At 65.9% G+C, this 26,406-nt stretch carries 25 protein-coding genes and 1 pseudogene; 12 read left to right on the plus strand and 14 right to left on the minus strand.

What is annotated here, in order from left to right:
- Nucleotides 1–945 carry an alpha/beta fold hydrolase gene (locus G5S35_RS20065; protein ID WP_065057643.1) on the minus strand — a complete coding sequence of 315 codons (945 nt, stop codon included), beginning with the start codon at nt 943–945 and terminating at the stop codon, nt 1–3.
- Nucleotides 942–1,976 carry a M14 family zinc carboxypeptidase gene (locus G5S35_RS20070; RefSeq protein ID WP_183038904.1) on the minus strand — a complete coding sequence of 345 codons (1,035 nt, stop codon included), beginning with the start codon at nt 1,974–1,976 and terminating at the stop codon, nt 942–944. Before G5S35_RS20070 ends, G5S35_RS20065 begins: the two co-directional genes overlap by 4 nt.
- Nucleotides 1,977–2,282: 306 nt before the next feature.
- Here G5S35_RS20070 and phnC point away from each other — a divergent pair, with 306 nt between their 5' ends.
- From phnC to G5S35_RS20090, 4 genes are all read left to right on the plus strand, one after another.
- On the plus strand, nt 2,283–3,164 hold the full coding sequence (phnC, locus tag G5S35_RS20075; protein ID WP_173816920.1) for a phosphonate ABC transporter ATP-binding protein: 882 nt from the start codon (nt 2,283–2,285) through the stop codon (nt 3,162–3,164).
- A 62-nt stretch (nt 3,165–3,226) separates the two neighbouring features.
- The gene (gene phnD / locus G5S35_RS20080; protein ID WP_110325933.1) at nt 3,227–4,213 is read left to right on the plus strand and encodes a phosphonate ABC transporter substrate-binding protein; all 987 of its coding nucleotides are present in this window, start codon (nt 3,227–3,229) and stop codon (nt 4,211–4,213) included.
- 131 nt (nt 4,214–4,344) lie between these two features.
- Nucleotides 4,345–5,055, plus strand: a complete 711-nt coding sequence (gene phnE, locus G5S35_RS20085; RefSeq protein ID WP_234775126.1) for a phosphonate ABC transporter, permease protein PhnE — start codon at nt 4,345–4,347, stop codon at nt 5,053–5,055.
- A 254-nt stretch (nt 5,056–5,309) separates the two neighbouring features.
- Nucleotides 5,310–6,146: an EamA family transporter gene (locus tag G5S35_RS20090; RefSeq protein ID WP_074981272.1), complete on the plus strand. Its 837-nt coding sequence runs from the start codon at nt 5,310–5,312 to the stop codon at nt 6,144–6,146.
- Between the two features lie 39 nt (nt 6,147–6,185).
- On the opposite strand, the gene pdxR is transcribed toward G5S35_RS20090, so the two are convergent.
- The gene (gene pdxR / locus G5S35_RS39515; RefSeq protein WP_420874534.1) at nt 6,186–7,865 is read right to left on the minus strand and encodes a MocR-like pyridoxine biosynthesis transcription factor PdxR; all 1,680 of its coding nucleotides are present in this window, start codon (nt 7,863–7,865) and stop codon (nt 6,186–6,188) included.
- Nucleotides 7,839–8,033 (minus strand): annotated as a pseudogene (locus tag G5S35_RS40300) (GntR family transcriptional regulator); the annotation flags it as partial. The pseudogene G5S35_RS40300 and the gene pdxR, both read right to left, overlap by 27 nt.
- Before the next feature lie 124 nt (nt 8,034–8,157).
- Here G5S35_RS40300 and gabT point away from each other — a divergent pair.
- Nucleotides 8,158–9,450, plus strand: a complete 1,293-nt coding sequence (gabT, locus tag G5S35_RS20105; protein ID WP_065057639.1) for a 4-aminobutyrate--2-oxoglutarate transaminase — start codon at nt 8,158–8,160, stop codon at nt 9,448–9,450.
- Nucleotides 9,451–9,631: 181 nt separating this feature from the next.
- Nucleotides 9,632–11,083: an NADP-dependent succinate-semialdehyde dehydrogenase gene (gabD, locus tag G5S35_RS20110; protein WP_065057638.1), complete on the plus strand. Its 1,452-nt coding sequence runs from the start codon at nt 9,632–9,634 to the stop codon at nt 11,081–11,083.
- A 125-nt stretch (nt 11,084–11,208) separates the two neighbouring features.
- Here the strand turns inward: gabD and G5S35_RS20115 are convergent, their stop codons facing one another.
- The 6 genes from G5S35_RS20115 to cyoA all read right to left on the minus strand — a co-directional run bounded on the left by G5S35_RS20115 (nt 11,209) and on the right by cyoA (nt 17,431).
- Nucleotides 11,209–11,829, minus strand: coding sequence for a hypothetical protein (locus tag G5S35_RS20115; RefSeq protein WP_065057727.1), 621 nt, complete (start codon nt 11,827–11,829; stop codon nt 11,209–11,211).
- Nucleotides 11,830–12,157: 328 nt separating this feature from the next.
- Entirely contained in the window at nt 12,158–13,360 is a 1,203-nt protein-coding gene (gene pcaF / locus G5S35_RS20120) for a 3-oxoadipyl-CoA thiolase (protein ID WP_065057637.1), read from the minus strand.
- 315 nt (nt 13,361–13,675) lie between these two features.
- Nucleotides 13,676–13,993 carry a cytochrome o ubiquinol oxidase subunit IV gene (gene cyoD / locus G5S35_RS20125; RefSeq protein ID WP_183038905.1) on the minus strand — a complete coding sequence of 106 codons (318 nt, stop codon included), beginning with the start codon at nt 13,991–13,993 and terminating at the stop codon, nt 13,676–13,678.
- The gene (cyoC, locus tag G5S35_RS20130) at nt 13,994–14,605 is read right to left on the minus strand and encodes a cytochrome o ubiquinol oxidase subunit III (RefSeq protein ID WP_065057635.1); all 612 of its coding nucleotides are present in this window, start codon (nt 14,603–14,605) and stop codon (nt 13,994–13,996) included. It abuts the gene before it with no gap.
- 3 nt (nt 14,606–14,608) lie between these two features.
- Entirely contained in the window at nt 14,609–16,612 is a 2,004-nt protein-coding gene (gene cyoB, locus G5S35_RS20135; protein ID WP_065057634.1) for a cytochrome o ubiquinol oxidase subunit I, read from the minus strand.
- A gap of 6 nt (nt 16,613–16,618) precedes the next feature.
- Nucleotides 16,619–17,431, minus strand: a complete 813-nt coding sequence (cyoA, locus tag G5S35_RS20140) for a ubiquinol oxidase subunit II (RefSeq protein ID WP_237181457.1) — start codon at nt 17,429–17,431, stop codon at nt 16,619–16,621.
- A 735-nt stretch (nt 17,432–18,166) separates the two neighbouring features.
- On the opposite strand from cyoA, the gene G5S35_RS20145 reads away from it, so the two are divergent.
- Nucleotides 18,167–18,991 carry an IclR family transcriptional regulator gene (locus G5S35_RS20145; RefSeq protein ID WP_074981269.1) on the plus strand — a complete coding sequence of 275 codons (825 nt, stop codon included), beginning with the start codon at nt 18,167–18,169 and terminating at the stop codon, nt 18,989–18,991.
- Nucleotides 18,992–19,049: 58 nt separating this feature from the next.
- Here the strand turns inward: G5S35_RS20145 and G5S35_RS20150 are convergent, their stop codons facing one another.
- The 4 genes from G5S35_RS20150 to phnF form a co-directional block, all read right to left on the minus strand.
- Complete coding sequence (locus G5S35_RS20150) at nt 19,050–19,943, minus strand: LysR family transcriptional regulator (RefSeq protein ID WP_183038907.1); 894 nt, start codon at nt 19,941–19,943, stop codon at nt 19,050–19,052.
- A gap of 134 nt (nt 19,944–20,077) precedes the next feature.
- Complete coding sequence (phnN, locus tag G5S35_RS20155; RefSeq protein ID WP_183038908.1) at nt 20,078–20,653, minus strand: phosphonate metabolism protein/1,5-bisphosphokinase (PRPP-forming) PhnN; 576 nt, start codon at nt 20,651–20,653, stop codon at nt 20,078–20,080.
- On the minus strand, nt 20,650–21,429 hold the full coding sequence (locus G5S35_RS20160; RefSeq protein ID WP_124260597.1) for a DUF1045 domain-containing protein: 780 nt from the start codon (nt 21,427–21,429) through the stop codon (nt 20,650–20,652). Before G5S35_RS20160 ends, phnN begins: the two co-directional genes overlap by 4 nt.
- Nucleotides 21,426–22,181, minus strand: coding sequence for a phosphonate metabolism transcriptional regulator PhnF (gene phnF, locus G5S35_RS20165; protein ID WP_065057629.1), 756 nt, complete (start codon nt 22,179–22,181; stop codon nt 21,426–21,428). Before phnF ends, G5S35_RS20160 begins: the two co-directional genes overlap by 4 nt.
- Nucleotides 22,182–22,496: 315 nt before the next feature.
- Here phnF and phnG point away from each other — a divergent pair, with 315 nt between their 5' ends.
- From phnG to phnK, 5 genes are read left to right on the plus strand one after another with little or no spacing between them, the layout of a single operon-like run.
- Nucleotides 22,497–22,937 carry a phosphonate C-P lyase system protein PhnG gene (gene phnG, locus G5S35_RS20170; RefSeq protein WP_183038909.1) on the plus strand — a complete coding sequence of 147 codons (441 nt, stop codon included), beginning with the start codon at nt 22,497–22,499 and terminating at the stop codon, nt 22,935–22,937.
- Entirely contained in the window at nt 22,934–23,605 is a 672-nt protein-coding gene (phnH, locus tag G5S35_RS20175; RefSeq protein ID WP_237181384.1) for a phosphonate C-P lyase system protein PhnH, read from the plus strand. The genes phnG and phnH overlap by 4 nt, the downstream gene beginning before the upstream one ends.
- Entirely contained in the window at nt 23,605–24,699 is a 1,095-nt protein-coding gene (locus tag G5S35_RS20180; RefSeq protein WP_074981260.1) for a carbon-phosphorus lyase complex subunit, read from the plus strand. The genes phnH and G5S35_RS20180 overlap by 1 nt, the downstream gene beginning before the upstream one ends.
- Nucleotides 24,696–25,634, plus strand: a complete 939-nt coding sequence (locus G5S35_RS20185; RefSeq protein WP_176079656.1) for an alpha-D-ribose 1-methylphosphonate 5-phosphate C-P-lyase PhnJ — start codon at nt 24,696–24,698, stop codon at nt 25,632–25,634. Before G5S35_RS20180 ends, G5S35_RS20185 begins: the two co-directional genes overlap by 4 nt.
- Nucleotides 25,631–26,401 (plus strand): phosphonate C-P lyase system protein PhnK, encoded by a 771-nt coding sequence (gene phnK / locus G5S35_RS20190; protein ID WP_074981256.1) that lies wholly within the window; start codon nt 25,631–25,633, stop codon nt 26,399–26,401. The genes G5S35_RS20185 and phnK overlap by 4 nt, the downstream gene beginning before the upstream one ends.
- Nucleotides 26,402–26,406: the final 5 nt, after the last annotated feature.

Raw genomic sequence — 26,406 nt, forward strand, 5'->3', positions numbered from 1 at the left:
TCACGCCGGCGATGCTGGGCCGTCCGGGGCGGCGGCCGGATCGGTTCGCGGATCGGTTCGCGGATCGGCGGCCGCATCGGCTCGCGTATCGACGTGCGCTGGCGCATCGGTCGCGGCGCTCGCGGGTTCGCTCGCCGGTTCGCTCGCGCAGATCGCATCGATGAGCCAGTGCGGGTCGTCGTGCGGCAGATCGTGGCCCGCCCACGGATGCTCGAGATGGCGCGCGTCCCACGCCTGCGCGAGCCGCGCCGAACACACGGGATTCACCAGTCGATCCGCACGCGACGACGCCACCAGCACCTCGCAACGCGGCACGCCGTGCGCCGAAAACCGCGCGGCGGCCCACAGCTGGCGCAGCGCGTTCGCGCGGCTCACCGGCGCGCTCGCGCGGATCGCGCGCCAGGTGTCGAGGTCGGCGGCGAGCGTATCGCGGCGCGCGCACGTCGCGGCATGAATGCGCGTCTCGGCCACGCCGATGCGGTCGCGCCCGCGCCAGTGCTGCGCCGCGTGCAGCAGCGCGGGCCACGCGGCGGGCCGCAGTCGTTCGTCGAAGCGGCTAAACGGCCGCATGCTCGTGTTCACCAGCACGAGTCGCGCGATCTCGGCCGGATAGCGCAGCGCCCACGCCGTCGCGACCATGCCGCCGAGCGACATCGCCAGCACGCGGTACGGCGGCGCGCCGTCGCCCTGCCCGAGCGCGCGCTGAAGCTCGCGGCGCACGGCGTCGACGTATTCGCTCACTTCGAGCGGCGAGATCGCGTGATGACGCGTGCCGTTGCCGGGAAGATCGACGGGCAGCACGGCGCCGCAACGCGCTTCGAGCAGCGACGCGAACGCGCCCCAATGACGCGATTCGCGCGTAAGGCCGCGCAGCAAAATCCACGGCGACGGATTCGCGTTCGGGTTCGGGTCCGGATTCGGGTCCGGATTCGAGTGCGCGCTCATACGCCGGGCCGCTGATACCAGTGTCCGATCGCGCTTTGCAGCACCTGCTGCCGCGCGACGCCTTCGGGCAGCCAGCGCTCGCACGAATACGCGGCGCGCGTGAGGAAATCGAACAGATTGGCGTGACGCCGCAGCACGCGCGCGGTGCGATGCTGCATCACCGGATTGAAGATGCCCTGGCGCGAAAAAATCTGGCGCGGATTTTTCTTGATCCACAGCCACGAACCGAGTTCGAGCGTGAGCGGCAGAAACACATTCTCGGCGGGCGCGCGATCGTACGCGCAATCCCACAGATCGCCGTGCAGCAGATATTGATGGCTCTGCGGCTCGAACGTGTAACCGTGATGCGGATGCGCGCGCTCGAACAGGGTTTTCAGCACGTACATTTCAGGCAGATGACGCATGAGCTGGCGCGTGCGCGCGTACGGAAACCAGATGCTGTCGCTCCAGCCGTAACCCGAATGACAATCGAGCGCGAACGCGAGCGGCCGGTTCGTCAGTTCCTCGTCGACGACCTTGAGCAGCGCCGAGGCTTCGGTTTCCATCATCGCGCCGCGCCGTCCGCGATACCACGGCAGCCACGATCCCACGCGCTGGCCGCCGGCGAGAAAAGGCACGCGCTCGTCGGCGTCCTGCGGCGCGTTGCGCATCAGATCGACGCCGTTCGGATTGGCGCGCGTGGCGAGCCACATGCCGCCGGGGTTGACGATGGGCATCATCACGAGCCGCACCGATTCGAGCTGGCGCATCAGCAATTCGTCCCACGCGAGACGGCCCACGAGCGCGCGCATGTAATCGAGCACGAGCTGCGAGCCGATGCGCTCGAGCCCGTGAATGCCGCCGAAAAAACCGATCGCCGGCGCGTGCGGATCGCGCGAGCCCACGGCCGCCACGTAGAGCGAAAACGGCCGCCCGCGCACCTCGACCTCGCCCGCGCTGCGGATGTCGAACCAGGGCGAGCCCGCGTCGAGGAGCGTTTTCAGGTCCTCGTATTCGGCGAAGCTGTCAGGAAGGAAGCTCAGTGCCTGCATGGCGGCGCAAGTCGTCGCTCGTTCGGTTCAAGGGAAACAGCGCGGCATTCGAAAACCGGGGACAGCACATGCGTTTGCCAACAATATAGCCTTTTCATGCGGCAGATCGCGTGACATGTGCGAGACGTCACACAGATGTCATCACTTCGACTTGCTGGCTTCATTCGACGCGTTTTCAGTTGTGTAGTCGTCTAGACGTCGCGATGCCTTCACTCAACCGTCATAGTCGCTTCCTAGAATGTCCCCGACTCGAGCACGGGACGCGTACGTCTCCCACTCGTCGGATGAATCAGGCAGGACGCTGACATGAGCGCGCAAATGGACGCAATTCGAATCGAACGACTGTCGAAGACTTTTGGACCGCAGCGCAAGGCGCTCGACGAAATCAACCTGCGCGTGGGCACGGGAGAAATGGTCGCGCTGATCGGCGCGTCGGGATCGGGCAAATCGACTTTGCTGCGCCATATCGCGGGCTTCGTCGCCGCCGATGCGCAGCCTTCGCGCATCGAGATTCTCGGCCGCCCGATCCAGCAGGACGGACGCATCGTGCGCGAAGTGCGCCGCATTCGCCGCGACGTCGGCTTCGTGTTTCAGCAATTCAATCTCGTGCATCGTTTGACCGTCGAGACCAACGTGCTGATCGGCGCGCTCGCGCGCCTGCCGCTGTGGCGGCGTCTCACGGGCCGCTTTCCGCGCAGCGAACGCGAACTGTCGATTGCGGCGCTTGCGGAAGTGGGCATCGCCGATAAAGCGTACGAGCGTGCCGCGAATCTCTCGGGCGGCCAGCAGCAGCGCGCCGCGCTCGCGCGTGCGCTGGTGCAGCGCGCGCGCCTGATTCTCGCCGACGAGCCGATCGCCTCGCTCGACCCCGAATCGTCGCGCCGCGTGATGGACATGCTGCGCATGCTCAATCGCAATCACGGGCTTACGGTGGTGGTGTCGCTGCATCAGGTGGATATCGCCATGCAGTATTGCCCGCGCACGGTCGCGCTGCGCGACGGCCGCGTGGTCTACGACGGGCCGTCCGCCGCGCTCACGCCCGAGTTGCTGCAAAAGCTCTATGGCAGCGCCGCGCGCGAATTGCGCGACGCGGATGGCGCGCACGATCAGTCGCTGGAACAGCCGCTCGAACAATCACTGATGCAAGCGCACACGCAGCATTTCGGCGCGCAGCCGACGGCGGCCTAGCCTGCTTCACCGCATCGCACGCAAACGTTGTCTCTTCCCCAACGAACCGGACCGCCTCTCACATGAAACTGATCCGTGCCCTGCTTTCCTGCTGCGCCGCCGGCGCCGTGGCCTTCGCCGCGCTCGGCGCATCGGCCGCTCGCGCCGACGACCTGAGCTTCGGCATTATTTCGACCGATTCGTCAGCAGTCCTCAAGCAGCGCTGGCAACCGTTCATCGACGATCTGAATCGTCAGACGGGCCTGCACGTGAATGCGTTCTTCGCCACCGACTATTCGGGCATTATCGAAGCGATGCGCTTCAACAAGGTGCAGATCGGCTATTTCGGCAATGCCTCGGCGATGGAAGCCGTGGACCGCTCGAACGGCGAAGTGTTCGCGAAGGTGCTCTACGCGAACGGCGACACCGGCTACAAATCGGTGCTGATCACCAACGTGAACAGTCGCGTGAAGACGCTCGACGACGTATTCAAGAATCCTAAGGATCTCACGCTGGGCTGGGGCGATCCGAATTCCACGTCGGGCTCGCTGGTGCCGGGCTATTACCTGTTCGCGCAGCGCAATCTGCCCGTGAACGCGACCACGTTCAAGACCGTGCTGCCGTCGAGCCATGAAGCGAACCTGCTCGCCGTGGTGAACAACAAGGTCGATATCGCCACCAACAACACGATGGAACTGGCCACGCTGGCGCGCAAGCATCCGGATCGATTCAAGGAAGTACGCGTGCTGTGGACCTCGCCGCTGATTCCGTCCGATCCGCTCGTGATGCGCAAGGATTTGCCCGAAGCGACCAAACAGAAGCTGCGCGACTTCTTCTATCACTACGCGAAGACCGATCCGCGCGAGAAGAAAATCATGGCCGATATCACGGGCTACGCGGGCTTCGCGCCGTCGAGCGACGAGCAACTGCTGCCGATCCGCCAGATCGCGCTGTTCCAGCAGAAGCAGAAGATCGCCGCCGACACCCATCTCTCCGACGACGACCGCAAGAGCCAGATCGCGGCCATCGACGCGAAGATCGGCGCGCTCAACGCCCCGGCGAAACCGTGATGGGCGCGATGGACTTCGACGCCTCGCCGCTTGCTGCGCAGAACGCCCAGAACGCTGATACGAAAGCGCGCTTGCAAGCCGCCGCCAGCAAGCGCAGCTGGTCCTCGCTCGTGCTGTGGGCGCTGGTGCTGATGCTGCTCGGCGCGGCGTGGCGCGGCGCGGACATGCGCCCGCTCGACCTGCTCTCCGATTCGGCCAACATGGGCACCTTCGCGGAAGGCTTCTTTCCGCCCGACTTCCACGAGTGGCGCACCTACGTGCACGAGATGTGGGTGACCATCGCGGTCGCGCTCTGGGGCACGGCGCTCGCGATCGTCTGCGCGGTGCCGTGCGGGCTAATGTCGGCGCACAATCTCGCGCCGGCCTGGGTGCTGCATCCGGTGCGCCGGCTGATGGACGCATGCCGCGCCATCAACGAGATGGTGTTCGCGATGCTCTTCATCGTCGCGGTCGGGCTCGGGCCGTTCGCGGGCGTGCTCGCGCTGTGGGTGCACACGACCGGCGTGCTCGCGAAGCTGTTCGCGGAAGCCGTCGAAGCCATCGATCCGCGTCCCGCCGAAGGCGTGCGCGCGACCGGCGCCACGCCGCTCGACGAAATCATCTACGGCGTGCTGCCGCAAGTCATGCCGCTGTGGATCTCCTACGCGCTCTACCGTTTCGAGTCGAACGTGCGCTCGGCGATGGTGGTGGGGATGGTCGGCGCGGGCGGCATCGGCGTCGTGCTCTACGAGGAAATCCGCTCGTTCGACTATCAGCAGACTTCCGCGGTGCTGATCATGGTCGTGGCCGTGGTGACGATCATCGATCTGGTGTCGGCGCGGCTGCGCGCGCGGGTGATCTGAGCGGCGCGCTTCCGGGCGCTGAAATCCCTTCTCGCTTCTCGACGCGAGCCCCCGTTCCGCGGCTCGCGTCGCGCTTTCCGGCCCCTCGCCACACGCCACTTTCAATTCACTGGCATCGCCCGGCATTCACTGGAATAATGGGAGGCTTGCGGCGATTTGCATCGCTTTGTGGCAAATTGTGGCATTCGTCACAGCGTGTCGCACTTTGCCTCTCCGTGCGCTCCCTTCCAACGCCTCACCCGCGATCACTCTCGATGGCCAGTTTCGTCGTCCTGCTGGTTTTGCTCTCGGCGCTCATGCACGCGAGCTGGAATGCCTTCCTTCATCTCTCGAACGACCGCGTCTGGCTGCTCGGGATGTTCTCGGTGCCGTATGTGATCGTGAGCGCAATCGGGGTGTGCGTGCTGCCGCTGCCCGACGCCGCGAGCTGGCCCTATATTGCCGCGTCCGCCGTGCTCGAACTCGCGTACTGCTTCACGCTCGTGCGCGCGTATCGCAGCGGCGACTTCGGCCAGATTTACCCGATCGCGCGCGGACTCTCGCCCTTGCTGATTTCAGCGGGCGCGCTGGTGTTCGCGCACGAGGCACTGCACGCGGTGGCCGCGACGGGCGTGGTGCTGGTGTCGCTCGGCATCATGTCGCTGGCGTTCCGGCGCGGCATGCGCTTCTCGGGCGAAAGCGTGCCGTACGCACTGCTCACGGGCCTGTTCATCGCGGTCTATTCGATCGTCGACGGACTCGGCGCGCGCGCCGCCGGCAACGCGCTCAGCTACATCATGTGGGTGTATCTGCTCTGGAACGTGCCGCAATTTCTGATTGTCTGCAAACTGCGCGGCGGCGCGGCGCAGATGTTCACGTCGAAGGCCGCCGTCGCGCGCGGCATGCTCGCGGGCGTGCTCGCGCTCGTCGCGTACTGCTTCGTGATCGAAGCGTTCCGCTTCCTGCCGATCGCGATGGTCTCCGCGCTGCGCGAACTGTCGTCGATCTTCGCGGTGCTGATCGGCTGGCTCTTCATGAAGGAGCAGCTCACGGCGCGCCGCATGATCGCGTGCGCGCTCGTCACCTGCGGCGCGGTGCTGATCCGGCTCTGAACGCGCCTTCAACCCGCAAGGCGCCCGCGCGCCCGGCGCTCAGGCGAACGTCGGCAAGGTTGCGTCGATGGCTTCGGCGAGCGTGTCGAACGCGGGCGCGATGTCCTCGTCGGGCACGCACGCATAGCCGATCAGCAAGCCCGACGCCGCACGCTCGCGCGCCGAGTAATACCCCGACAAGGGCCGCACGACGATGTTGCGCGCGAGCGCGGCCTCGGCCACGGCGCGGTCGTCGCTGCCTTCGGGCAACTGCATGACGACGTGCAGCCCCGCATCGCCGCCCAACGCAGGCAGCGCGTCGCCGTAACGGCGCGTGGCGGCGTCGAGCAGCGCCTGGCGCCGCTGGCCGTAAAGCGCGCGCATCTTGCGGATATGCGAGGTGAAATGCCCCTCGGCGATGAACTCCGCCAGCACGGCCTGCTGCAGCAACTGCCCTTCGCGATACAGCTCCGCGCTCGCGGTGGCGAAGCTTTCGGCGAGCGGTTCGGGCGCGACCAGATAGCCGACGCGCAAGCCCGGAAACAGCGTCTTGCCGAAGCTGCCCACGTAGATCACCTGACCCGCCGTATCGAGCCCTTGCAGCGATGCGAGCGGCCGGCTGCCGTAGCGGAATTCGCTGTCGTAATCGTCCTCGATGATCCAGCATTGATGCTGGCGCGCGTACTCGAGCAACATGCGGCGGCGCGCGAGGCTCATTACCATGCCGAGCGGATATTGATGCGACGGCGTGACGAGGATGAGCTTCGGCGGCGGCGCGGCGAAATCGGCGGCGGACGGGTTGAGACCCTCGCTGTCGACGGCGACCGGACGCGCCTTCAGCCCCGAGACGTGCAGCACGCTGCGCACGCCCCAGTAACAGGGGTCTTCGGTCCAGATGGTGTCGCCGGGATCGGACAGCAGCCGCACCGCGAGGTCGATCGACTGGTGGATGCCGGTCGTGATGATGATCTGCTCGGGCGAGCAGCGCACCGAACGCGAGGTGCGCAGATAGTCGGCGAGCACGTGACGCAGCAGCGCGAGGCCGCCTCCCGGCGCGTAGGTCAGCAGATCGGGGCGCAGGCTGCGCCAGTATTTGTTGTGCAGACGCGTCCAGACGCGCGCGGGAAAGCGCGAGACGTCGGGGACGCCGGGCATGAACGCGCCGCCCTGGCGCTTCGAAACGCCCGCGCCCGCGATCAGGCGCGCGCCGCGCGTGGACAAGGCGCGCGCGGCGGGACGATGGAAAGGCGCGGTCGCGGGCAGGATGGGCGATGAGGTTTCGGGGGACGTTGCGGCGTGGGTTGCGACGTGGGTTGCGGCGTGGGTTGCGGCGTGGGTTGCGGAAATCGTCGCGGAGGCGAGCGGCGCGTGGCCCGAGCCAATCGAACCGCCTCGGCCTGCCGAACCTGCCGAACCTGCCGCACCCGCCGAACCTGCCGCACCCGCCGAACCTGCCGAACCCGCCGCGCCGCGATCCGCCAGCCGATCCGCCTCGCTCCCCGCTCCGGCCAACCCCGCCGCGCCCTGCACGCCGGGGCTGTTAGTTGCAATCCCGCCGCCGATCCGCGCGGCTCCTGACAGGGACGCATTTTTTCGCCCATCGACAGAGCCAATTTCCGCCGCGCCGACGATCTCGTCCGGGGACGTATCGGCGACGAAGGTGCCGCGTCCGGTCGCCGAGGTCACATAGCCTTCGAGCACCAATTGTTCGTAGACCTGCGTCACGGTATTGCGCGCGATCCCCAATTCCGCCGCCAGCAGCCGCGAGGACGGCACGCGCGCGCCCGCGGGCAGCTCGCGCGACAGGATCGCCTGCTGCAACAGCCGGTGCAACTGGCGATAGACGGGCTGTCCGCTGCCGCGCTCGATCCGCTGGGCCAGCCAGTCGGACAAGACACTCGCACGCATCGAAATTGGCTCCTATGAATTTATTTGAATGGCTCTGAAATTTAGAGCCAAACGTGAGTATAGTCGCGCCATGGACTGCTTGCCGGTCCACCAACCAATCCGAAAACCGAAGTTTGTGAAGGAGATGAACGTGAGCAAGAACGCCGATCTGCAGAGCCGCAAGGACGCCATCACGCCGCGCGGCGTGGGCGTCATGTGCAACTTCTACGCCGAGCGCGCTGAAAACGCGGAACTGTGGGACGTCGAAGGCCGCCGCGTCATCGACTTCGCCGCCGGCATCGCCGTGTGCAACACGGGCCACCGCCATCCGAAGATCGTCGCCGCCATCAAGGCGCAGCTCGACCGCTTCACGCACACCGCCTACCAGATCGTGCCGTACGAGTCGTACGTTTCGCTGGCCGAAAAGGTCGCCGCGCGCGCACCGGGCAGCTTCGCGAAGAAGGCCGCGTTCTTCACGACCGGCGCGGAAGCCGTCGAAAACGCCGTCAAGATCGCGCGCGCCTCGACCGGCCGTCCGGGCGTGATCGCCTTCGCGGGCGGTTTCCACGGCCGCACGATGATGGGCATGGCGCTCACCGGCAAGGTCGCGCCGTACAAGCTGAACTTCGGTCCGTTCCCGTCCGACGTCTACCACGCGCCGTACCCCAACGCGGTCCACGGCATCAGCACGGCCGACTCGCTCAAGCACATCGAGATGCTGTTCAAGGCCGACATCGATCCGAAGCGCGTCGCCGCGATCATCTTCGAACCGGTTCAGGGCGAAGGCGGCTTCTACCAGGCGCCGGCGGACTTCGTGCGCGGCCTGCGCAAGATCTGCGACACGCACGGCATCCTGCTGATCGCCGACGAAGTGCAAACGGGCTTCGCGCGCACCGGCAAGCTGTTCGCGATGGAACACTACGACGTCACGCCTGACCTCATGACGATCGCCAAGAGCCTGGCCGGCGGCATGCCGCTGTCGGGCGTGGTCGGCCGCGCGGAAGTCATGGACGCGGCAGCGCCCGGCGGCCTCGGCGGCACGTACGCGGGCAACCCGCTGGCCGTGGCGTCGGCGCACGCGGTGATCGAGATCATCGAAGAAGAAAAGCTCTGCGAGCGCGCCACGAAGCTCGGCGACAAGCTCAAGGCCAAGCTCAACGCGATGAAGGCGGAAGTGCCGCAAATCGCCGACGTGCGCGGCCCGGGCGCGATGAACGCCGTCGAATTCTGCAAGCCGGGCACGAGCGACGCCGACGCCGACTTCACGAAGCGCGTGCAGACCGCCGCGCTGAACCGCGGCCTGCTGCTGCTGGTTTGCGGCGTGTACTCGAACGTCGTGCGCTTCCTGTTCCCGCTGACGATCCAGGACAACGTGTTCGACGAAGCGCTCGCGATCCTCGAAGAGTCGATCAAGGAAGCCGTGGGCGTGCCGGCGTAAGCCCCGCACCTCGCACCTCGCGCCTCACATCGCAACACCGGCCCGCCGCGCGCGGGCCATCCCCTGACGGCACACCGGCGCTTGCCGCTGTGCCGTTCGTCGTTGTGCGCCGCGCGCATTCGTCGCGCGCGCGCCAGCCACGTCAAACCGAAACGAATCGAAGCCTGTCGGGAGTTCCAGAATGAACCTGAAAGACGCATCGCTGCTGAAGAATCTGGCCTATATCAACGGCGAATGGCAAGGCGCCGAAGACGGCGCCACGCTCGACGTGACCAACCCCGCCACCGGCGCGCTGATCGGCACGGTGCCGCGCATGGGCGCCGCCGAAACGCGCCGCGCGATCGCCGCCGCGAACGCCGCGTGGCCGAAGTGGCGCGCGAAGACCGCGAAGGAGCGCAGCGTCATCCTGCGCAAGTGGCATGACCTGATGATGGAAAACGCCGACGACCTCGCGCTGATCCTCACGACCGAACAAGGCAAGCCGCTCGCCGAAGCGAAGGGCGAAATCGGCTACGCCGCCTCGTTCCTCGAATGGTTCGCGGAAGAAGGCAAGCGCATTTACGGCGATACGATCCCGACCGTCGCCAACGACAAGCGCCTCGTCGTGACGAAGGAAGCGATCGGCGTCTGCGCCGCGATCACGCCGTGGAATTTCCCCGCCGCGATGATCACGCGCAAGGTCGGCCCCGCGCTCGCCGCCGGCTGCCCGATCGTCCTCAAGCCCGCCGAAGCGACGCCGTTCTCGGCGCTCGCGCTGGCCGTGCTGGCCGAACGCGCGGGCGTGCCCGCGGGCATCTTCAGCGTCGTCACGGGCGACCCGAAGGCCATCGGCGGCGAACTGACGAGCAATCCGACCGTGCGCAAGCTGTCGTTCACGGGCTCGACGCCGGTCGGCCGCCTGCTGATGAGCCAGTGCGCCTCGACGGTCAAGAAGGTCTCGCTCGAACTCGGCGGCAACGCGCCGTTCATCGTGTTCGACGATGCCGACATCGACGCCGCCGTCGCGGGCGCGATCGCCTCGAAGTACCGCAACAGCGGCCAGACCTGCGTCTGCACGAACCGCTTCTACGTGCACGACGCCGTGTACGACACGTTCGCCGCGAAGCTCAAGGACGCGGTCGAAAAGCTCAAGGTCGGCCTCGGCACCGAGAACGGCGTGACGCAAGGCCCGCTGATCAACGAAGCGGCCGTGCTGAAGGTGGAATCGCATATCGAGGACGCGCTCGGCAAGGGCGCGCAGGTGCTGACGGGCGGCAAGCGCCACGCGCTCGGCCACGGCTTCTTCGAGCCGACTATCCTGACGGGCGTCACGCCCGCGATGAAGGTCGCGCGCGACGAAACCTTCGGCCCGCTCGCGCCGCTGTTCCGCTTCTCGTCGGACGAGGAAGTGATCAAGATGGCGAACGACACCGAGTTCGGCCTCGCCGCCTACTTCTACAGCCGTGACATCGGCCGCGTCTGGCGCGTGGCCGAAGCGCTCGAATACGGCATGGTCGGCATCAACACCGGCCTGATCTCGAACGAAGTCGCACCGTTCGGCGGCGTGAAGCAATCGGGCCTCGGCCGCGAAGGCTCGCACTACGGCGTGGACGATTACGTCGTCATCAAGTATCTGTGCATGGCGGGCATGTAATCCGCCTGCGCGTCGCGTCGACACCGCTCGACGCGACGTGCTCGCCGATGTAAAAAACGCCGGCGCATCGCGATCACTCGCGGTGCGCCGGCGTTGTCTTTTGCGAAGCCGGACGATGCGCGCGCTTATTCGGACGCGCCCACCGGCGTCACCTGCGTCGCGTAAGCGGACACGAACACGGCGTGCACCATGTCGCCCACTTTCAGGCTCTTGAGATCGATATCCGACGGCGCTTCGAGCGTGACCGTCTGATACGCGCCGCGCAGCGTCACCTCACGCTTCTTCACATTGATGTGCTGCACCGTCGCCTGCACCTCGACCTGGCGCGCGGCGTCGTATCCCGACGAAGCGGGCAGATAGACGTTGGTATCCACGCGCTTGCGGATGCCCTTGTCGCTGCCGGTCACCTTATTCGCCGTCACGAGCAGCGCGTTCTTGTAGAGCACGTCGACGGTATCGCCCACGTTCAGTTGATCGAAATTGCCGACCTGCGGGCTGAGCGCGATATCCACGTCGTTGCCGCGCGGACCGCGCAGCGTGACCACGCGCGCGGCACGGTCGATCCCGACGATCTTCGCCTTCAGATGCACCGGCGGCACATTGGCGATGATCGCCTGCGCCGCGCCCGCCAGCGCCGTTTGTCCGCCCGCCTGATCGGGCTGCGCGGGTTGCTCGTTTTGCGCCCACGCCGCCTGGCCGGCGGCCACGCCCATCACCATTGCTGCTGCCAAAGTCGCTGCCTTCATCATCCGCGGTCTCCTTGAAAGACGGGGTTTGAATCACGATGCAACGGGAATGCGATCTATCCGCGACCAACTTACGACCGGCGATCTCGCGCCGATGTGGAGGCAATTTTACGCGCGGCTTTCTGAACGAGCGTCGTAACTGTCCGCGTCCGGTATCAGGGTATTCGTGTTGGATGCAGGACTACGACCGGCAAGCGCCAGGAATTGGACTTCGCGCAAATCAGCGGACAATCGGGACGAAAAAAAACCGCGAACCCGAAGGTTCGCGGTTTGGCGCACTTAGCGCGGTGCGGCTTGTTTTAAAACATCGCCGCGTGAAGCCGCCGGCTTAGATGCGCTCGATGGCGATGGCGATGCCCTGACCGACGCCGATACACATCGTGCACAGCGCGAAACGGCCGTTGGTGCGATGCAACTGATACATCGCCGTGGTCACAAGGCGCGCGCCGCTCATGCCGAGCGGGTGGCCCAGCGCGATTGCGCCGCCGTTCGGGTTGACGCGCGCGTCGTCGTCGGCCACGCCGAGCATGCGCAGCACGGCAAGACCTTGCGAAGCGAACGCTTCATTGAGCTCGATCACGTCGAACTGATCGATCGTCATGTTCAGACGCGCGAGCAGCTTTTGCGTGGCCGGTGCCGGGCCGATGCCCATTACGCGCGGCGCGACGCCCGCGGTGGCGATGCCGAGCACGCGTGCACGCGGCGTGAGGCCGAAGCGCCTGGCGTTTTCTTCGTTCGCGAGCAGCAGCGCGCAGGCGCCGTCGTTCACGCCCGAGGCGTTGCCGGCCGTGACCGAGCCGTCCTGGCCCACGACGCCCTTGAGCTTCGCGAGCGCTTCGAGCGTGGTTTCACGCGGATGCTCGTCGCGCGACACCACGAGCGGATCGCCCTTCTTCTGCGCGATCGAGACCGAGACGATTTCCTGCGCGAGCGTGCCGTCGGCGATGGCGCGCGCGGCCTTCAACTGGCTGCGCAGCGCGAAGGCGTCTTGATCGGCGCGGCTGATGTTGTAGTCGACCGCGACGTTTTCGGCCGTTTCCGGCATCGAGTCGACGCCGTATTGCTGCTTCATCAGCTTGTTGACGAAGCGCCAGCCGATGGTCGTGTCGTAGATGGCGGCGTCGCGCGCGAACGCGGTCGCGGCCTTGCCCATGACGAACGGCGCGCGGCTCATGCTTTCCACGCCGCCCGCGATCATCAGGCCCGCTTCGCCCGACTTGAGCGCGCGCGCGGCGATGCCGACGGCGTCCATGCCCGAGCCGCAGAGACGATTGACGGTCGAGCCCGGCACGGCCTGCGGCAGGCCCGCCAGCAGCGACGACATACGCGCGACGTTGCGGTTGTCCTCGCCGGCCTGGTTCGCGCAGCCGTAGATCACGTCGTCGATCGCGGCCCAGTCCACTTCCTTGTTGCGCTCCATGAGCGCCTTGAGGGGCACGGCGCCGAGGTCGTCGGCACGAACCGGGGAAAGCGCGCCCGCATAGCGGCCGATCGGCGTGCGAATCGCGTCGCAGATGAAAGCTTCCGTCATTGAAGTCTCCTGTCGATCCCGGCGCGAGCGTGGCGGCTCGACCCGAATCTCATGTCAAGCTGATTGAGATAGACGGACTGCGCGGGCGAAAAGGAGGGATCGAACGCGCACGTCCTCGTGCGTGATGTTCGATATGCGAACTCATGGTCGATAATCGAACATTTGGCGCCCATGATAGGCGTCGCGGCGCGCGGGTGTCAAGCGCGCATCCGGTCCATAAAGCGCAGACAAAACGGCAACGGCCGCACAGATCAAAGAACTGTGCGGCCGTTGCGGGAAGTGCCTGCGCGCCGGACGAGGCGCGCGCGATGACGCTTAGCGCGACATCATGTTCATGCTGACGTTATGCATGACCCAGATCGTGCCGAAGATCAGGAACGCAGCGGCCAGCACAGTATAGGCGAGCGACAACACGTTCCAGCCCTGCCCCGACAAGTTCAGATGCAGGAAGAACACGAGGTGGACGACGACCTGCACGAAGGCCAGCACGGCGATTGCGATCAGGGCGGTGCTGGCGTCCAGCGAACCGTGCAGCACGATGCCGAACGCGCCGGCGGTCAGCAGCACCGAGAGAATGAAGCCGGTTGCATAGCTGCTGAGGCTGCCATGGGCTTCTGCTTGAGGATGAGCCATTTAGAGCACGCTCCCGAGGTAGACAAAAGAAAACACGCAGATCCAGACCACGTCCAGAAAGTGCCAGAAGAGGCTGAGGCACGTGAGACGGCGGATCGCCTGATCGTCGAGTTGCGGACGGCGCATCACCTGCACCATCAGCACGACCATCCAGACGAGGCCGAAGAACACGTGCAGACCGTGCGTGCTCACCAGCGCGAAGAACGACGAGAGGAACGCGCTGCGTTGCGGACCCGCGCCTTCGGCGATCAGGTGCGAGAACTCGTTGAGTTCGAGCCCGAGGAACGCCAGGCCGAGCACGAAGGTCACCGCCAGCCAGCCGAGCACCGCGCCGCTCTTGCGGCGGTGCGCGGCGAGCATCGCGAAACCGTAGGTGATGCTCGACAGCAGCAGTGCCGCCGTTTCGACCGCGACATCGCCGATCTTGAACAGGTCCTTGCCCGTGGGGCCGCCCGCAAACTGATGGCCGAGCACGCCGAACGTGGCGAACAGCGACGCGAACAGAATGCAGTCGGTCATCAGGTACACCCAGAAGCCGAACACCGAGTTCGAAGGAGGATGATCGTCGTGATCGAGATCGGCGAGCGTTGCCGTATGAGTTTTCTGTAACATCGTTTAAGCCTCCAGCGCTTCCATTTCGCGCTCGGCGGCAACCGCCGCGCGATGGCGCTTCTCTTCGATCTCGCGGACCTTGGCGGCCGGAATGTAGTAGCCGTCGTGCTTGCCGAAGCTATGCACCGCAACCGTCACGACGATGGCGACGAGCGCGAGCACGGCGAGCCACGTGATGTGCCAGATGCCCGCGAAGCCCAGCACCAGGCTGAACATGCCGATCAGGAAACCCGACGCCGTGTTCGACGGCATATGGATGTCCTGGTACTTCGCCGCGAGACCGAGGCCACGACCCGTTTCCTTCATGTGCGTGAAGGCGTCGATGTCATGCACCTGCGGGATGACCGCGAAGTTGTAGACCGGCGGCGGCGACGAAATCGACCATTCGAGCGTGCGCGCGCCCCACGGATCGCCATCGACGTCCTGGCATTCTGCCTTGTTGCGGTTCACGAACGCCATCACCCATTGCAGCACCTGGAACACCACGCCCAGCGCGATGATCGCCACACCGACGGCCGCCACGATGAACAGCGGATGCCATGCCGGATTGTCGTAGTGGTTCAGACGGCGCGTGGCGCCCATGAAGCCGAGCACGTACAGCGGCACGAAGGCCACGTAGAAACCCACGAACCAGCACCAGAACGACGCCTTGCCGAGCTTCTCGTTGGGCTTGATGCCGAACACCTTCGGGAACCAGTAGTGCAGGCCCGCGAGGTAGCCGAACACCACGCCGCCGATGATGGCGTTGTGGAAGTGAGCCACGAGGAACAGCGAGTTGTGCAGCACGAAGTCCGCGCCCGGGATGGCCATCATCACGCCGGTCATGCCGCCGATCGAGAAGGTGACCATGAAGCCGATGGTCCACAGCACGGGTGCGGTGAATTCGATGCGGCCGCGATACATCGTGAACAGCCAGTTGAAGATCTTCACGCCCGTTGGGATCGCGATGATCATGGTCATGATGCCGAAGAACGCGTTGACGTCGGCGCCCGAGCCCATCGTGAAGAAGTGGTGCGCCCACACGAGGAACGCGAGAATCATGATGACGCACGAGGCGTAGACCATCGTCTTGTAGCCGAACAGCGGCTTCTTCGAGAACGTGGCCATGACTTCCGAATAGATACCGAACGCGGGCAGCACGAGGATGTACACCTCGGGGTGGCCCCATGCCCAGATCAGGTTCAGATACACCATCGGGTTGCCGCCGCCGTCATTCGTGAAGAAGTGCGTGCCGACGTAGCGGTCGAGGCCGAGCAGCGCGAGCGCGATCGTGAGGATCGGGAATGTTGCCATGATCAGCACGTTCGAGCACAGCGCGGTCCACGTGAACACCGGCATCTTCATCAGGCTCATGCCCGGCGCGCGCATCTTGATGATCGTGACGAAGAAGTTGATCGCCGTGATCAGCGTGCCGACGCCCGAGAGCTGCAACGCCCAGATGTAATAGTCGACCCCGACGCCTGGACTGTATTGCAACTCAGACAGCGGCGGATACGCGAGCCAGCCCACCTGTGCGAACTCGCCGATCACGAGCGACAGGTTCATGAGGATCGCGGCGATCGCCGTCATCCAGAACGACAGCGAGTTCAGGAACGGGAACGCCACGTCGCGCGCGCCGATCTGCAGCGGCACCACGATGTTGAACAGCCCGACCATGAGCGCCATCGCCATGAAGAAGATCATGATGACGCCGTGCGCCGTGAAGATCTGGTCGTAATGGTGCGGCGGCAGATAGCCCGGCGCATCGAACGCCAGCGCCTGCTGGATACGCATCATGACCGCGTCGGCGAAGCCGCGCACGAGCATGAGCACGGCGACGATCATGTACATCACGCCGATGCGCTTGTGGTCCACGCTCGTGAACCACTCGTTCCACAGATACTTCCACTTGCCCGTCACGGTGACGAGGCCGAACACCGCGAGCACGATCAGCGCCATGAACGCGGCCGCGCCCATGATGATCGGCTGATCGAATGGAATCGCCTCTAATGTAAGTTTGCCGAACATGCCTGCTTACCCCTTGGTCGCGCACGACGGGTCACTGAAATTCGTGACGTGGCCGTTGTTGTACTTCGCGATGATGTTGTTGAAGAGCTTCGGGTCGACCGTCGAGAAGTACGCCACCGGCGCCTTTTCCTGCGGCTGCGCGACGCTCGCGTACTGGTCCATCGTGAGGTCGGCGCGCGACGCCTTGACCTTCTGGACCCACGCGTCGAAGTCCTGCTGGCTCGTGGCGATCGTGCGGAACTTCATGTCGGAGAAGCCCCGGCCGCTATAGTTGGACGAGATACCCGCGTAGTCGCCCGCATGGTCGGCGATCAGGTGCAGGCGCGTTTGCATGCCCGCCATCGCGTAGACCTGGGTGCCCAGTTGCGGGATGAAGAACGAGTTCATCACCGAATCCGACGTGATGCGGAAGTTCACCGGCGTACCCACCGGCACGGCGAGCTGGTTGACCGACGCGATGCCGAGGTCCGGGTAGATGAACAGCCATTTCCAGTCGAGCGCGACGACTTCGACGTTGATGGGCTTCGTGTTCGACTCGAGCGGCTTGTAGGGGTCGAGCTCGTGCGTGGTCTTCCACGTGAGGATGGCGAGGAACAGGATGATGATGGCCGGAATGGTCCAGACCACCACTTCGATCGCGGTGGAGTGCGCCCACTTGGGTGCGTAGGTGGCGTCGCGGTTCGACGCTCGATAGCGCCAGGCGAAGTAGAGCGTCAGCAGGATGACGGGCACCACGACGAGCAGCATGGCCCATGTTGCCGTGGCGATGAGTTCTTTTTCGGCCACGCCCACGCTGCCCTTGGGATCGAGCAGAACCATGTTGCCGCTACATCCCGCGAGGGAGACGAGCAGCCCGCTGCCGAGGGGATTAACCACCTTTTGAAGGCCTTTCTCTTCATAATTGCCTGATTTTCCGTTGAACCACTTTCGACGCTTCACACATTCGCATCGCGATAAAACCGCTATGCAAAATGCACCCGTATCGTATTTGGCGAAATTCTACGGAAAGGAACTATTCGAAAATTTGATCCTCGCCAAGGTTTATCAAATGCGACAAATCTCGCCCGGCCAGGCGCGACGGAAAGACGCAAATATCTTTCAATTTGCTTTCTTGCCTTGAAGGCGGCGCGGGCGCGGGGCTGCGCCCGCCTGCCTGGGCGCAAAGACGGCGCTCGACGCCATCCAGGCAATCACCCGACGCGAGCCGGATGCCCACCCGGCGCGGCCTGAATGCGACCCATTCGGTTTCGCCCTGAATTCGGAAAAAACGCCCGATTACCGGCGTCGATTTAATTAGCCGAGTTAATCACGCCGGCAATGCATTTATCCGATAAAAACTTCGCAATATCGCGCGAAGAAAATATCGTCAATGTGCTTATTCGGCTCAAAAATTGAGCTAAATCAAATCTACGGATAAAATGCGTGGACGTGCCGCATGCTCGCGTCAAGCCGCCGCAGCTTTTCCCTATGTCTGTTGGCGAAACAATGCGCTTGCGCTATCGTGATGGGTTACCCACGCGCCGCCTCCCGCCCTTGATCCGACGCCACGACGCCATGACTTCCGCCACCAGCGCCTCGCCCGACCGTTCCGACGAGCAGCCGGACACGCCCGAAAAGCCGGGCGACTCCTACGTGCAGTCGTTCGCGCGCGGACTCTCCGTGATCCGGGCGTTCAACGCCGCGCACCCCGAGCAGACGCTCACCGACGTCGCCGCCGCCACCGGCCTCACGCGCGCGGGCGCGCGCCGCATCCTGCTCACGCTGCAGACGCTCGGCTACGTCGAGGCCGAAGGCCGGCTGTTCCGGCTCACGCCCAAGATTCTCGACCTCGGCTTCGCGTACCTCACGTCGATGCCGTTCTGGAATCTGGCCGAGCCGGTCATGGAAGAACTCTCGGCCACGGTCCACGAAAGTTGCTCGGCGGCCGTGCTCGACCGCACCGAAATCGTCTACGTGCTGCGCGTGCCCACGCACAAGATCATGACGATCAACCTCTCGATCGGCAGCCGCCTGCCCGCCTATTGCACGTCGATGGGCCGCGTGCTGCTGGCCGCGCTCGACGACGACGCGCTCGACGCCACGCTCGGCGCCTCGCCGCTCTATGCGCACACGCCGCGCACCGTCACCGACAAGGACGAGCTCAAGAAGATCATCGCGCAGGTGCGCGCGCAGGGCTGGGCGATCGTCGATCAGGAACTGGAAGGCGGGCTGATTTCGATTTCCGCGCCGATCCGCAACCGCCAGGGCCGCGTGATCGCCGCGATGAACATCAGTGGCAACGCCCAGCGCACGAGCGCGAAGCAGATGGTCAAGACCTTCCTCGATCCGCTTCAGCAAGCTGCGCAGCGCGTCTCCGGCATGGTTTCGCGGCGCACCTGAATCGCCACGGCGGCGCCGCTTCGACTTCAACGCGCTTCGGCGTCAAGCCACCTCGACCTCAACCCGCGCCGGCGAACGCCTGCACGAGCCAGTCGGCGAACGCGCGCACGCGCAGCGCCAGTTGCCGACTTTGCGGATACAGCACCGACACCGGCATCGGCGGCGGCGGCTGGTCCGCCAGCACGACGCACAGCTCGCCGTTGGCCAGTTGCTCGCGCACGCGATAGCGCGGCACCTGCACGAGCCCCAGTCCCGCGACCGCGCCCGCCGTGTACAACTCCGCGCCGTTCACCGCCACCGGTCCGGGCAGCGTGATGTTGCGCACGCCGTCGGGCAACGCGAATTCGAGCGGATGCGCGCGCCCCGAGGCCGGCGAGAGATAGTTGACGGCCTGATGGCCGTCGAGCAGCGCATCGATCGACGCCGGATCGCCGTGACGTTCCAGATACGCCGGACTCGCGCACGTTACCTGTTCGAGCAGCGCCACGCGCCGCGCGACCATCGACGAATCGGCCAGCTCGCCCGCACGCAGCACGCAGTCGATGCCCTCGCGCACCAGATCGACGAAATGATCGCCCGAGCCGATGAACAGCTCCACGCGCGGATAACGCGCGAGAAACTGCCCGAGACGCGGCATCACGAAGTAGCGCGCGAGCGTCTCCTGCATGTTCACGCGCAGACGGCCTTGCGGATCGGTCTCGCGGAACGCTTCCTCGGTTTCCTCGAGGTCGGCGAGCAGGCGCGTGCAGCGCTGATAGTAGGCGTCGCCGTCGTGCGTGGGCTTCACGTGGCGCGTGGTGCGTTCGAGCAGACGCACGCCGAGACGGGTCTCGAGGCGCTTGATCGAATTGGTGACGGTGGCGCGCGGCAGGTTCAGATCCTCGGCCGCCTGCGTGAAGCTGCGGCGGTCGACGATGCGCGTAAAGATCTGCATCTCCTGGAAACGGTCCAAGGGCGTTCTCGTTGGGGTTTGCGCATGATTCGCGGGGTCGCCTGCATCTTCTCATGCCATTCTGGAGCGGCCAAAAATAACGCGCACCGCAACGCACGCCGACGGCGGCCGTACACGGCCCGCACGATGCCACGCTAGTCCAGCGCCACCCGCTGCACGGCGCGCACGAAGGCGGCGCCCGCCTCGTCGAGACGACCCGAGTTGTCGATGCGCGTGAGCGACGCGCCTTCGGGCACGTCGAACGGCGCGCGCCGCGCCAACCGCGCGGCGACCTGCTCGGGCGTTTCCCGCGCGCGCGAGGCGAGACGCGCGGCGAGCACGTGCGGCGCGGCCTCCACATGCACGAGCGTCATGCGCGGATAACGCGCGAGCGCCTCGGCCACGTAGGCGCGCGAGCCGTTCAGGACCACCGTGCAGCCGAGCGCCAGCCACTGGTCGATTTCCACACCGATGCCGTAGCGCAGCGCATGGCTGCGCCATTGCAGCGCGAACAGGCCGAGCTTCGAACGCGACTCGAATTCGGCGTCGGTCAGCGCGATGTGATTTTCGGGCCCGCCGTCCTCGCGCGTGATGTAGCGATGCGCGAACACCACGCCTTCGCTCGCGAGACGCGCGCGCGCATAGCCGAGCAGCGTGTCCTTGCCCGCGCCCGACGGGCCCATCACATAGATCAGGCGTGTGGCCGCGAGTGGTGTCGTCGGAATGGTCATGCGCGTCCTCCCGGCGCGAAGGCCGCGCGCCGCCACAACGCGAACGGCGCGCCCGGACGCGGCTCCACATAAAGCGCCACGCCATGCACGGGCAGCGCGCCCGCGTCGCGCATCCGCGCGTTCCAGGCCTGCGTGAGTTGCGTGCGCGTGTCGCTGTCGTCGAGCGAATCGGGAAGCGAATCGGGAAGCGAATCGGAGAGCGTCATGTGAAAGCGGAATTCGTCGAACACATACGGATAGCCCCAGTGCTCGACGTACTCGCGCTGACGTTGCGTGAGCGGCGCGTCGAGCCGTTTCGCGAGTTCGGCGGCCGTCTGCGTGGCGCGTAACGGAGCGAGCGTGCGCAGCGCGTCGGCGGCGAGTTCGCGCAAGGCGTCCGCGCCGCGTTCGTCGGCGGCGCGCAGCGCGACGAAGCGGCCCAGCGTAGCCGCTTCCGCCGCCACCTCGAACGCCGCGCGCCGGGCGGCCCACGCCTGCACCGCGGCGCACAGCGCTTCGGGCGTCACGCCCGCGGCCAGACGAAACGGCGGCACCAGCGTGCCGTGCCAGCCGTAGCGGCGCGGCGCGGCAGTGAGCGCATCGAGCGGCCTCGCCAGTCCGTCGATCAGCGGCGGCGTCAGCGTCTCGCCGCTTTCCGGATCGCGTCCGAGCCACGCACAGCCCGCGCGCCACCAGGCCGATTCGCGCGGCGGCGCGTAATAGAGCGCGAAACGCGTGGACCCGGTCCAGCTTTCCTCCGCGAGCGTCGCGGCCCGCAACGCCTGGAGCGAACTCATAGGTCGTGCTCCACCATCAGTTGCACGCGATCGGCCGCGAAGTGCGTGATGCCGTATTTGATCGGCGTGCCGTCGAGATCGACGTCGACGTTTTCCACCCACAGCACCGGCTGCTGGCGATTGATGTTCAGCCGCCGCGCCACTTCCGGCTCGGGCAGCACGCTGCCGATACGGCTCCACTTGCGCAGATAGTCGGTCACGCCGAATTCGGCGAGCGCCTTCGAGGTGCTGTCCACGCGCTCCATGACGGCGGGCAGATCGGCGAAACGCGCGGCCGGATACCAGCTGCGCGCGTAGGTGAGCGGCACGCCGTCCGACTCGTGCAGCGTTTCCAGCCGATAGACCAGCGCGCCCGCACGCAGCCCGAGCGCCTTCGCCGCCGTGGGATCGGCTTTCACGCGCGACGAGGCGAGCAGCCGCCCCACCGCCGAATGCTGATGACGCTGCAAATTCTCCGTAAAGCGCGTGCGCTTGCCGATGCTGTAGTCGATCGCGCCGGGCTGCACGAAGGTGCCGCGCCCCTGCTCGACGCTCACGAGCCCGAGCGCCGCGAGACCCAGCATCGCGCGCCGCACCGTGTGGCGATTCACGTCGAAACGCCGCGCCAGTTCGCCTTCGCTCGGCAGGCGGCCGTCCTCTCCGAAACCCTTCGCCGCGATCTCCGCCGCGAGAATCTGCTCGATCTGCCGCCACACCGCCACGCCCGCGCCGCGTTCGAGCGTGCTGTGCGCCGCCTCGTCGTTCGATGTCATGGTGCTGTCATTCCTCTGGTTTCCAATACCGTTTTGCGCATTGTAGTGCGCAAGGCGTGATGGAAATATGAAAACGCCCCGTGCGCCGGATCGGGTCGACTGTACGACCAAACGTCTAGACGTTTAGATGAATAGATGCTCAAATGTCTAGCCTCGATCCGGCAAGAAAGTGGCGCCAGATTTCCCGCAGTCGCAGTGATTCGCGCAGTCATCCGTCGTGGTCTGAAATGATCCTCCCGTTCTCGACACAGGAACTCCGATGAACGCATCTTCCGCCCCGCCCTCCGCCGCCGGCTCCCCGCCCGGCGCGCCTGGATGGCGGTGCTCGCGCGCACCTCGCGCGCCGAGCTCGAAACGGCGCTCGCCCGCGCCCTCGGCGGCGCTCCGGCGCCTGCCTACGACTGGCTGCGGCCGCCCCAGACAGGTCTCGCGATGGTGCGTGGACGTGTCGGCGGCACCGGTAATGCCTTCAATCTCGGCGAGGCCACGGTTACGCGCGCCACGCTGCGGCTGCGGGCGGATGACGGTGAGGCGGCCACGGTCGGCGTCGCCTGCCATCTGGGCCGCGACAAGCGCCGCGCCGAACTGGCCGCGCTCGCCGACGCGCTCCTGCAACAGCCCGCTCGCCACGCGCAACTCCATGCCGAGTTGATCGCGCCGCTCGCGCAACGCCTCGCGGCGCAGCGCGCCGAGCGCCGCGACGAAGCGGCCAGCACCAAGGTCGAGTTCTTCACGATGGTTCGAGGCGACGCATGAACGACGCTCTGACACACACGCACTCCCACGCGATGCTGGAAGCGCTCGCGCCCGGTTTCGCCGATCCGGTCCACGACACGCAAACGGTGTTCCGCACGCTGCTCGACGCGCTCGCGCGTCCCGGCACGATTGGCGTGATCGACACGCCGCTGCCCGCCGCCGCTTCCGCCATGTCGACGCAATCGACGCAATCGCAGCCACAACAGCACGACCGCGCGGGCCTCGCCGCCTTCGCGGCTCTGCTCACGCTCGCCGATTACGCCACGCCGGTCTGGCTCGCGCAGCCGGACGCCGCGCTCGCCGCCGCGCTGCGCTTTCACGCCGACGCGCCGCTCGCCGACACGGCGCGCGAAGCCGCGTTCGCCTACGTGCACGACGCCGCCGCACTGCCGCCGCTCGACGCGTTCGCGAGCGGCACGCCCGAATCGCCGGAGCAGTCGGCCACCGTGTTCGTGCGCGTCGACTCGCTGACCGAAGGCGCGCCGCTCACGCTGCGCGGCCCCGGCATCGCATCGACGCACACCATCGCGCCCGCCGGACTGCCCGCGCGTTTCTGGCAGGAACGCGCCGCGCTCGCGTCGCGCTTTCCGTGCGGCATCGACTTCTATTTCGTCTGCGGCGACCGCCTCATGGGCCTGCCGCGCACGACCCGCGTGGAGGTGAACTGATGTACGTCGCCGTCAAAGGAGGAGAGCGCGCGATCGAAGCATCATGGCGTCTGCTCGACAAGGCACGCCGTGGCGACACGACCGTGCCCGAGTTGAGCGTCGCGCAGATCCGCGAACAGATGCGCCTCGCCGTGGCGCGCGTGATGGCCGAAGGCTCGGTCTACGACGAGGAACTCGCCGCGCTCGCGATCAAGCAGGCCGCGGGCGATCTCGTCGAAGCGATCTTCCTGCTGCGTGCGTATCGCACGACGCTGCCGCGTTTCGGCTATACGCTGCCGGTGGAAACGGAAAACATGGCGGTGGCGCGCCGCATTTCCGCGACCTTCAAGGACGTGCCCGGCGGCCAGGTGCTGGGCGCGACTTACGATTACACGCAGCGTCTGCTTGACTTCGCGCTGCTCGCGGAAGACGATAATAATACGGATACCGAATCAATCTCGCCAGCACAGCCACAGCAGGAATCGGAGCCGATGCCACGCGTCGTCACGCTGCTCGACAAGGAAGGGCTGATCGAACAGGAAACGGCCTCGCCCGACGCCGCCGAACCCGGCGATCTGTCGCGCGAACCGCTGTCGTTTCCCGCCGACCGCTCGGTGCGTCTGCAAAACCTCGCGCGCGGCGACGAAGGCTTTCTGCTCGCGATGGGCTACGCCACGCAGCGCGGCTACGCACATTCGCATCCGTTTGCGGGCGAGATCCGCTTCGGTTCGGTGGCCGTGGAAATGGTGCTCGACGAGTTGGGCGAAGCGGTCGAGATCGGCGAAATCGATTTGACCGAGTGCCAGATGATCAACCAGTTCGCAGGCAGCAAGGACGTGCCGCCCGCCTTCACGCAAGGTTACGGCCTCACGTTCGGCCACGCGGAACGCAAGGCGATGGCGATGGCGCTGGTCGATCGCGCGCTGCGTGCGGAAGAACTCGGCGAGACGCTCGCCTCGCCCACCCAGGACATCGAATTCATGCTCTCGCACAGCGACAACGTGGAGGCCTCGGGTTTCGTGCAGCATCTGAAACTGCCGCATTACGTGGATTTCCAGTCCGAACTCGAACTCGTGCGCCGCCTGCGCGCGCAGCACGAAGGAGAAGCCGCATGAACGCTCCCGATACGTTCGACACGGCGCTCGCCTCGCACGAAACCCAGGCCGCCGACGGCTACAACTTCGCCTATCTCGACGAGCAGACCAAGCGCATGATCCGCCGCGCGCTGCTCAAAGCGGTGGCGGTGCCCGGCTACCAGGTGCCGTTCGCCTCGCGCGAAATGCCGCTGCCGTATGGCTGGGGCACGGGCGGCATTCAGGTGACGGCGGCGATCATCGGCGCGAACGACACGCTCAAGGTCATCGACCAGGGTTCCGACGATACGACCAACGCCGTGAACATCCGCCGCTTTTTCGCGCGCACGACGGGCGTGGCCACCACGCGCCGCACGCGCGAAGCGACCATCGTGCAGACGCGCCACCGCATTCCCGAAACGCCGCTCAGCGAGAAGCAGATTCTCGTCTATCAGGTGCCGATGCCTGAGCCGCTGTACCGCCTGGAGCCGCGCGTGGCCGAGTGCAAGAAGCTGCACGCGCTCGCCGATTACGGACTCATCAGCGTGAAACTCTACGAGGACATCGTGCAGCACGGCAGCATCGCGACCACCTACGACTATCCCGTGATGGTGAACGGCCGCTATCTGACCTCGCCTTCGCCGATCCCGAAGTTCGACAATCCGAAGCTGCACATGAACGCCGCGCTGCAATTGTTCGGCGCGGGCCGCGAGCGCCGCATCTACGCGATTCCGCCTTATACGCCGGTGAAATCGCTCGACTTCGACGATCACCCGTTCGAGGTGCAGCGCTGGGAGCACGCGTGCGCGCTGTGCGGTTCGCGCGAGAGTTTCCTCGATGAAATGATCGTCGACGATGCGGGCAAGCGCATGTTCGTCTGCTCGGACAGCGATTATTGCCACGATCGGCGAGAACATCAGGATAGCGAATCAAATTCGCTGAACGAGCATTCGATTCAACCGGGAGAACACGCATGACGCCGCTTCTCAGCGCCCGCCGGCTCACGAAACAGTTCGGCGGCAAGAACGGCTGCCGCGACGTGAGCTTCGACCTGTATCCCGGCGAGGTGCTCTGCATCGTCGGCGAATCGGGCTCGGGAAAAACGACGCTGCTCAACACGCTCGCGCTGCGCACGGCCGCCGATTCCGGCGCGCTGAACTACCTGAACGTGAACGGCGAGACGCTCGATCTGCGCACGCTCTCCGAGCCGCGGCGCCGTCTGCTCGCGCGCACCGAATGGGGCTTCGTGCAGCAGAATCCGCGCGACGGACTGCGCGCGGGCGTTTCGGCGGGCGCCAATATCGGCGAGCCGCTGATGGCCGTGGGCGCGCGTCATTACGGACAGATCCGCCATACCGCGCAGCAATGGATGTCGCGCGTCGAACTCGACGCCACGCGCATCGACGAACTACCGTCGGCGTTTTCGGGCGGCATGCAGCAGCGTCTGCAGATCGCGCGCAATCTCGTTACCGGTCCGCGCCTCGTGTTCATGGACGAGCCCACCGCGGGCCTCGACGTCTCCGTGCAGGCGCGCCTGCTCGACCTGCTGCGCACGCTCACGACCACGCTGCATCTTTCGGTGCTGATCGTCACGCACGACATCGGCGTGGCGCGTTTGCTCGCGCATCGTCTGATGGTGATGCAAGGCGGCACGGTCGTGGAATCGGGCCTGACCGATCAGGTGCTCGACGACCCGCAGCATCCCTATACGCAGACGCTGGTGGCCTCGGTGCTGCCGGTCTAGGATGG

It is taken from the genome of Paraburkholderia tropica, from assembly GCF_014171495.1.
In the GTDB taxonomy this organism is placed as follows: domain Bacteria; phylum Pseudomonadota; class Gammaproteobacteria; order Burkholderiales; family Burkholderiaceae; genus Paraburkholderia; species Paraburkholderia tropica.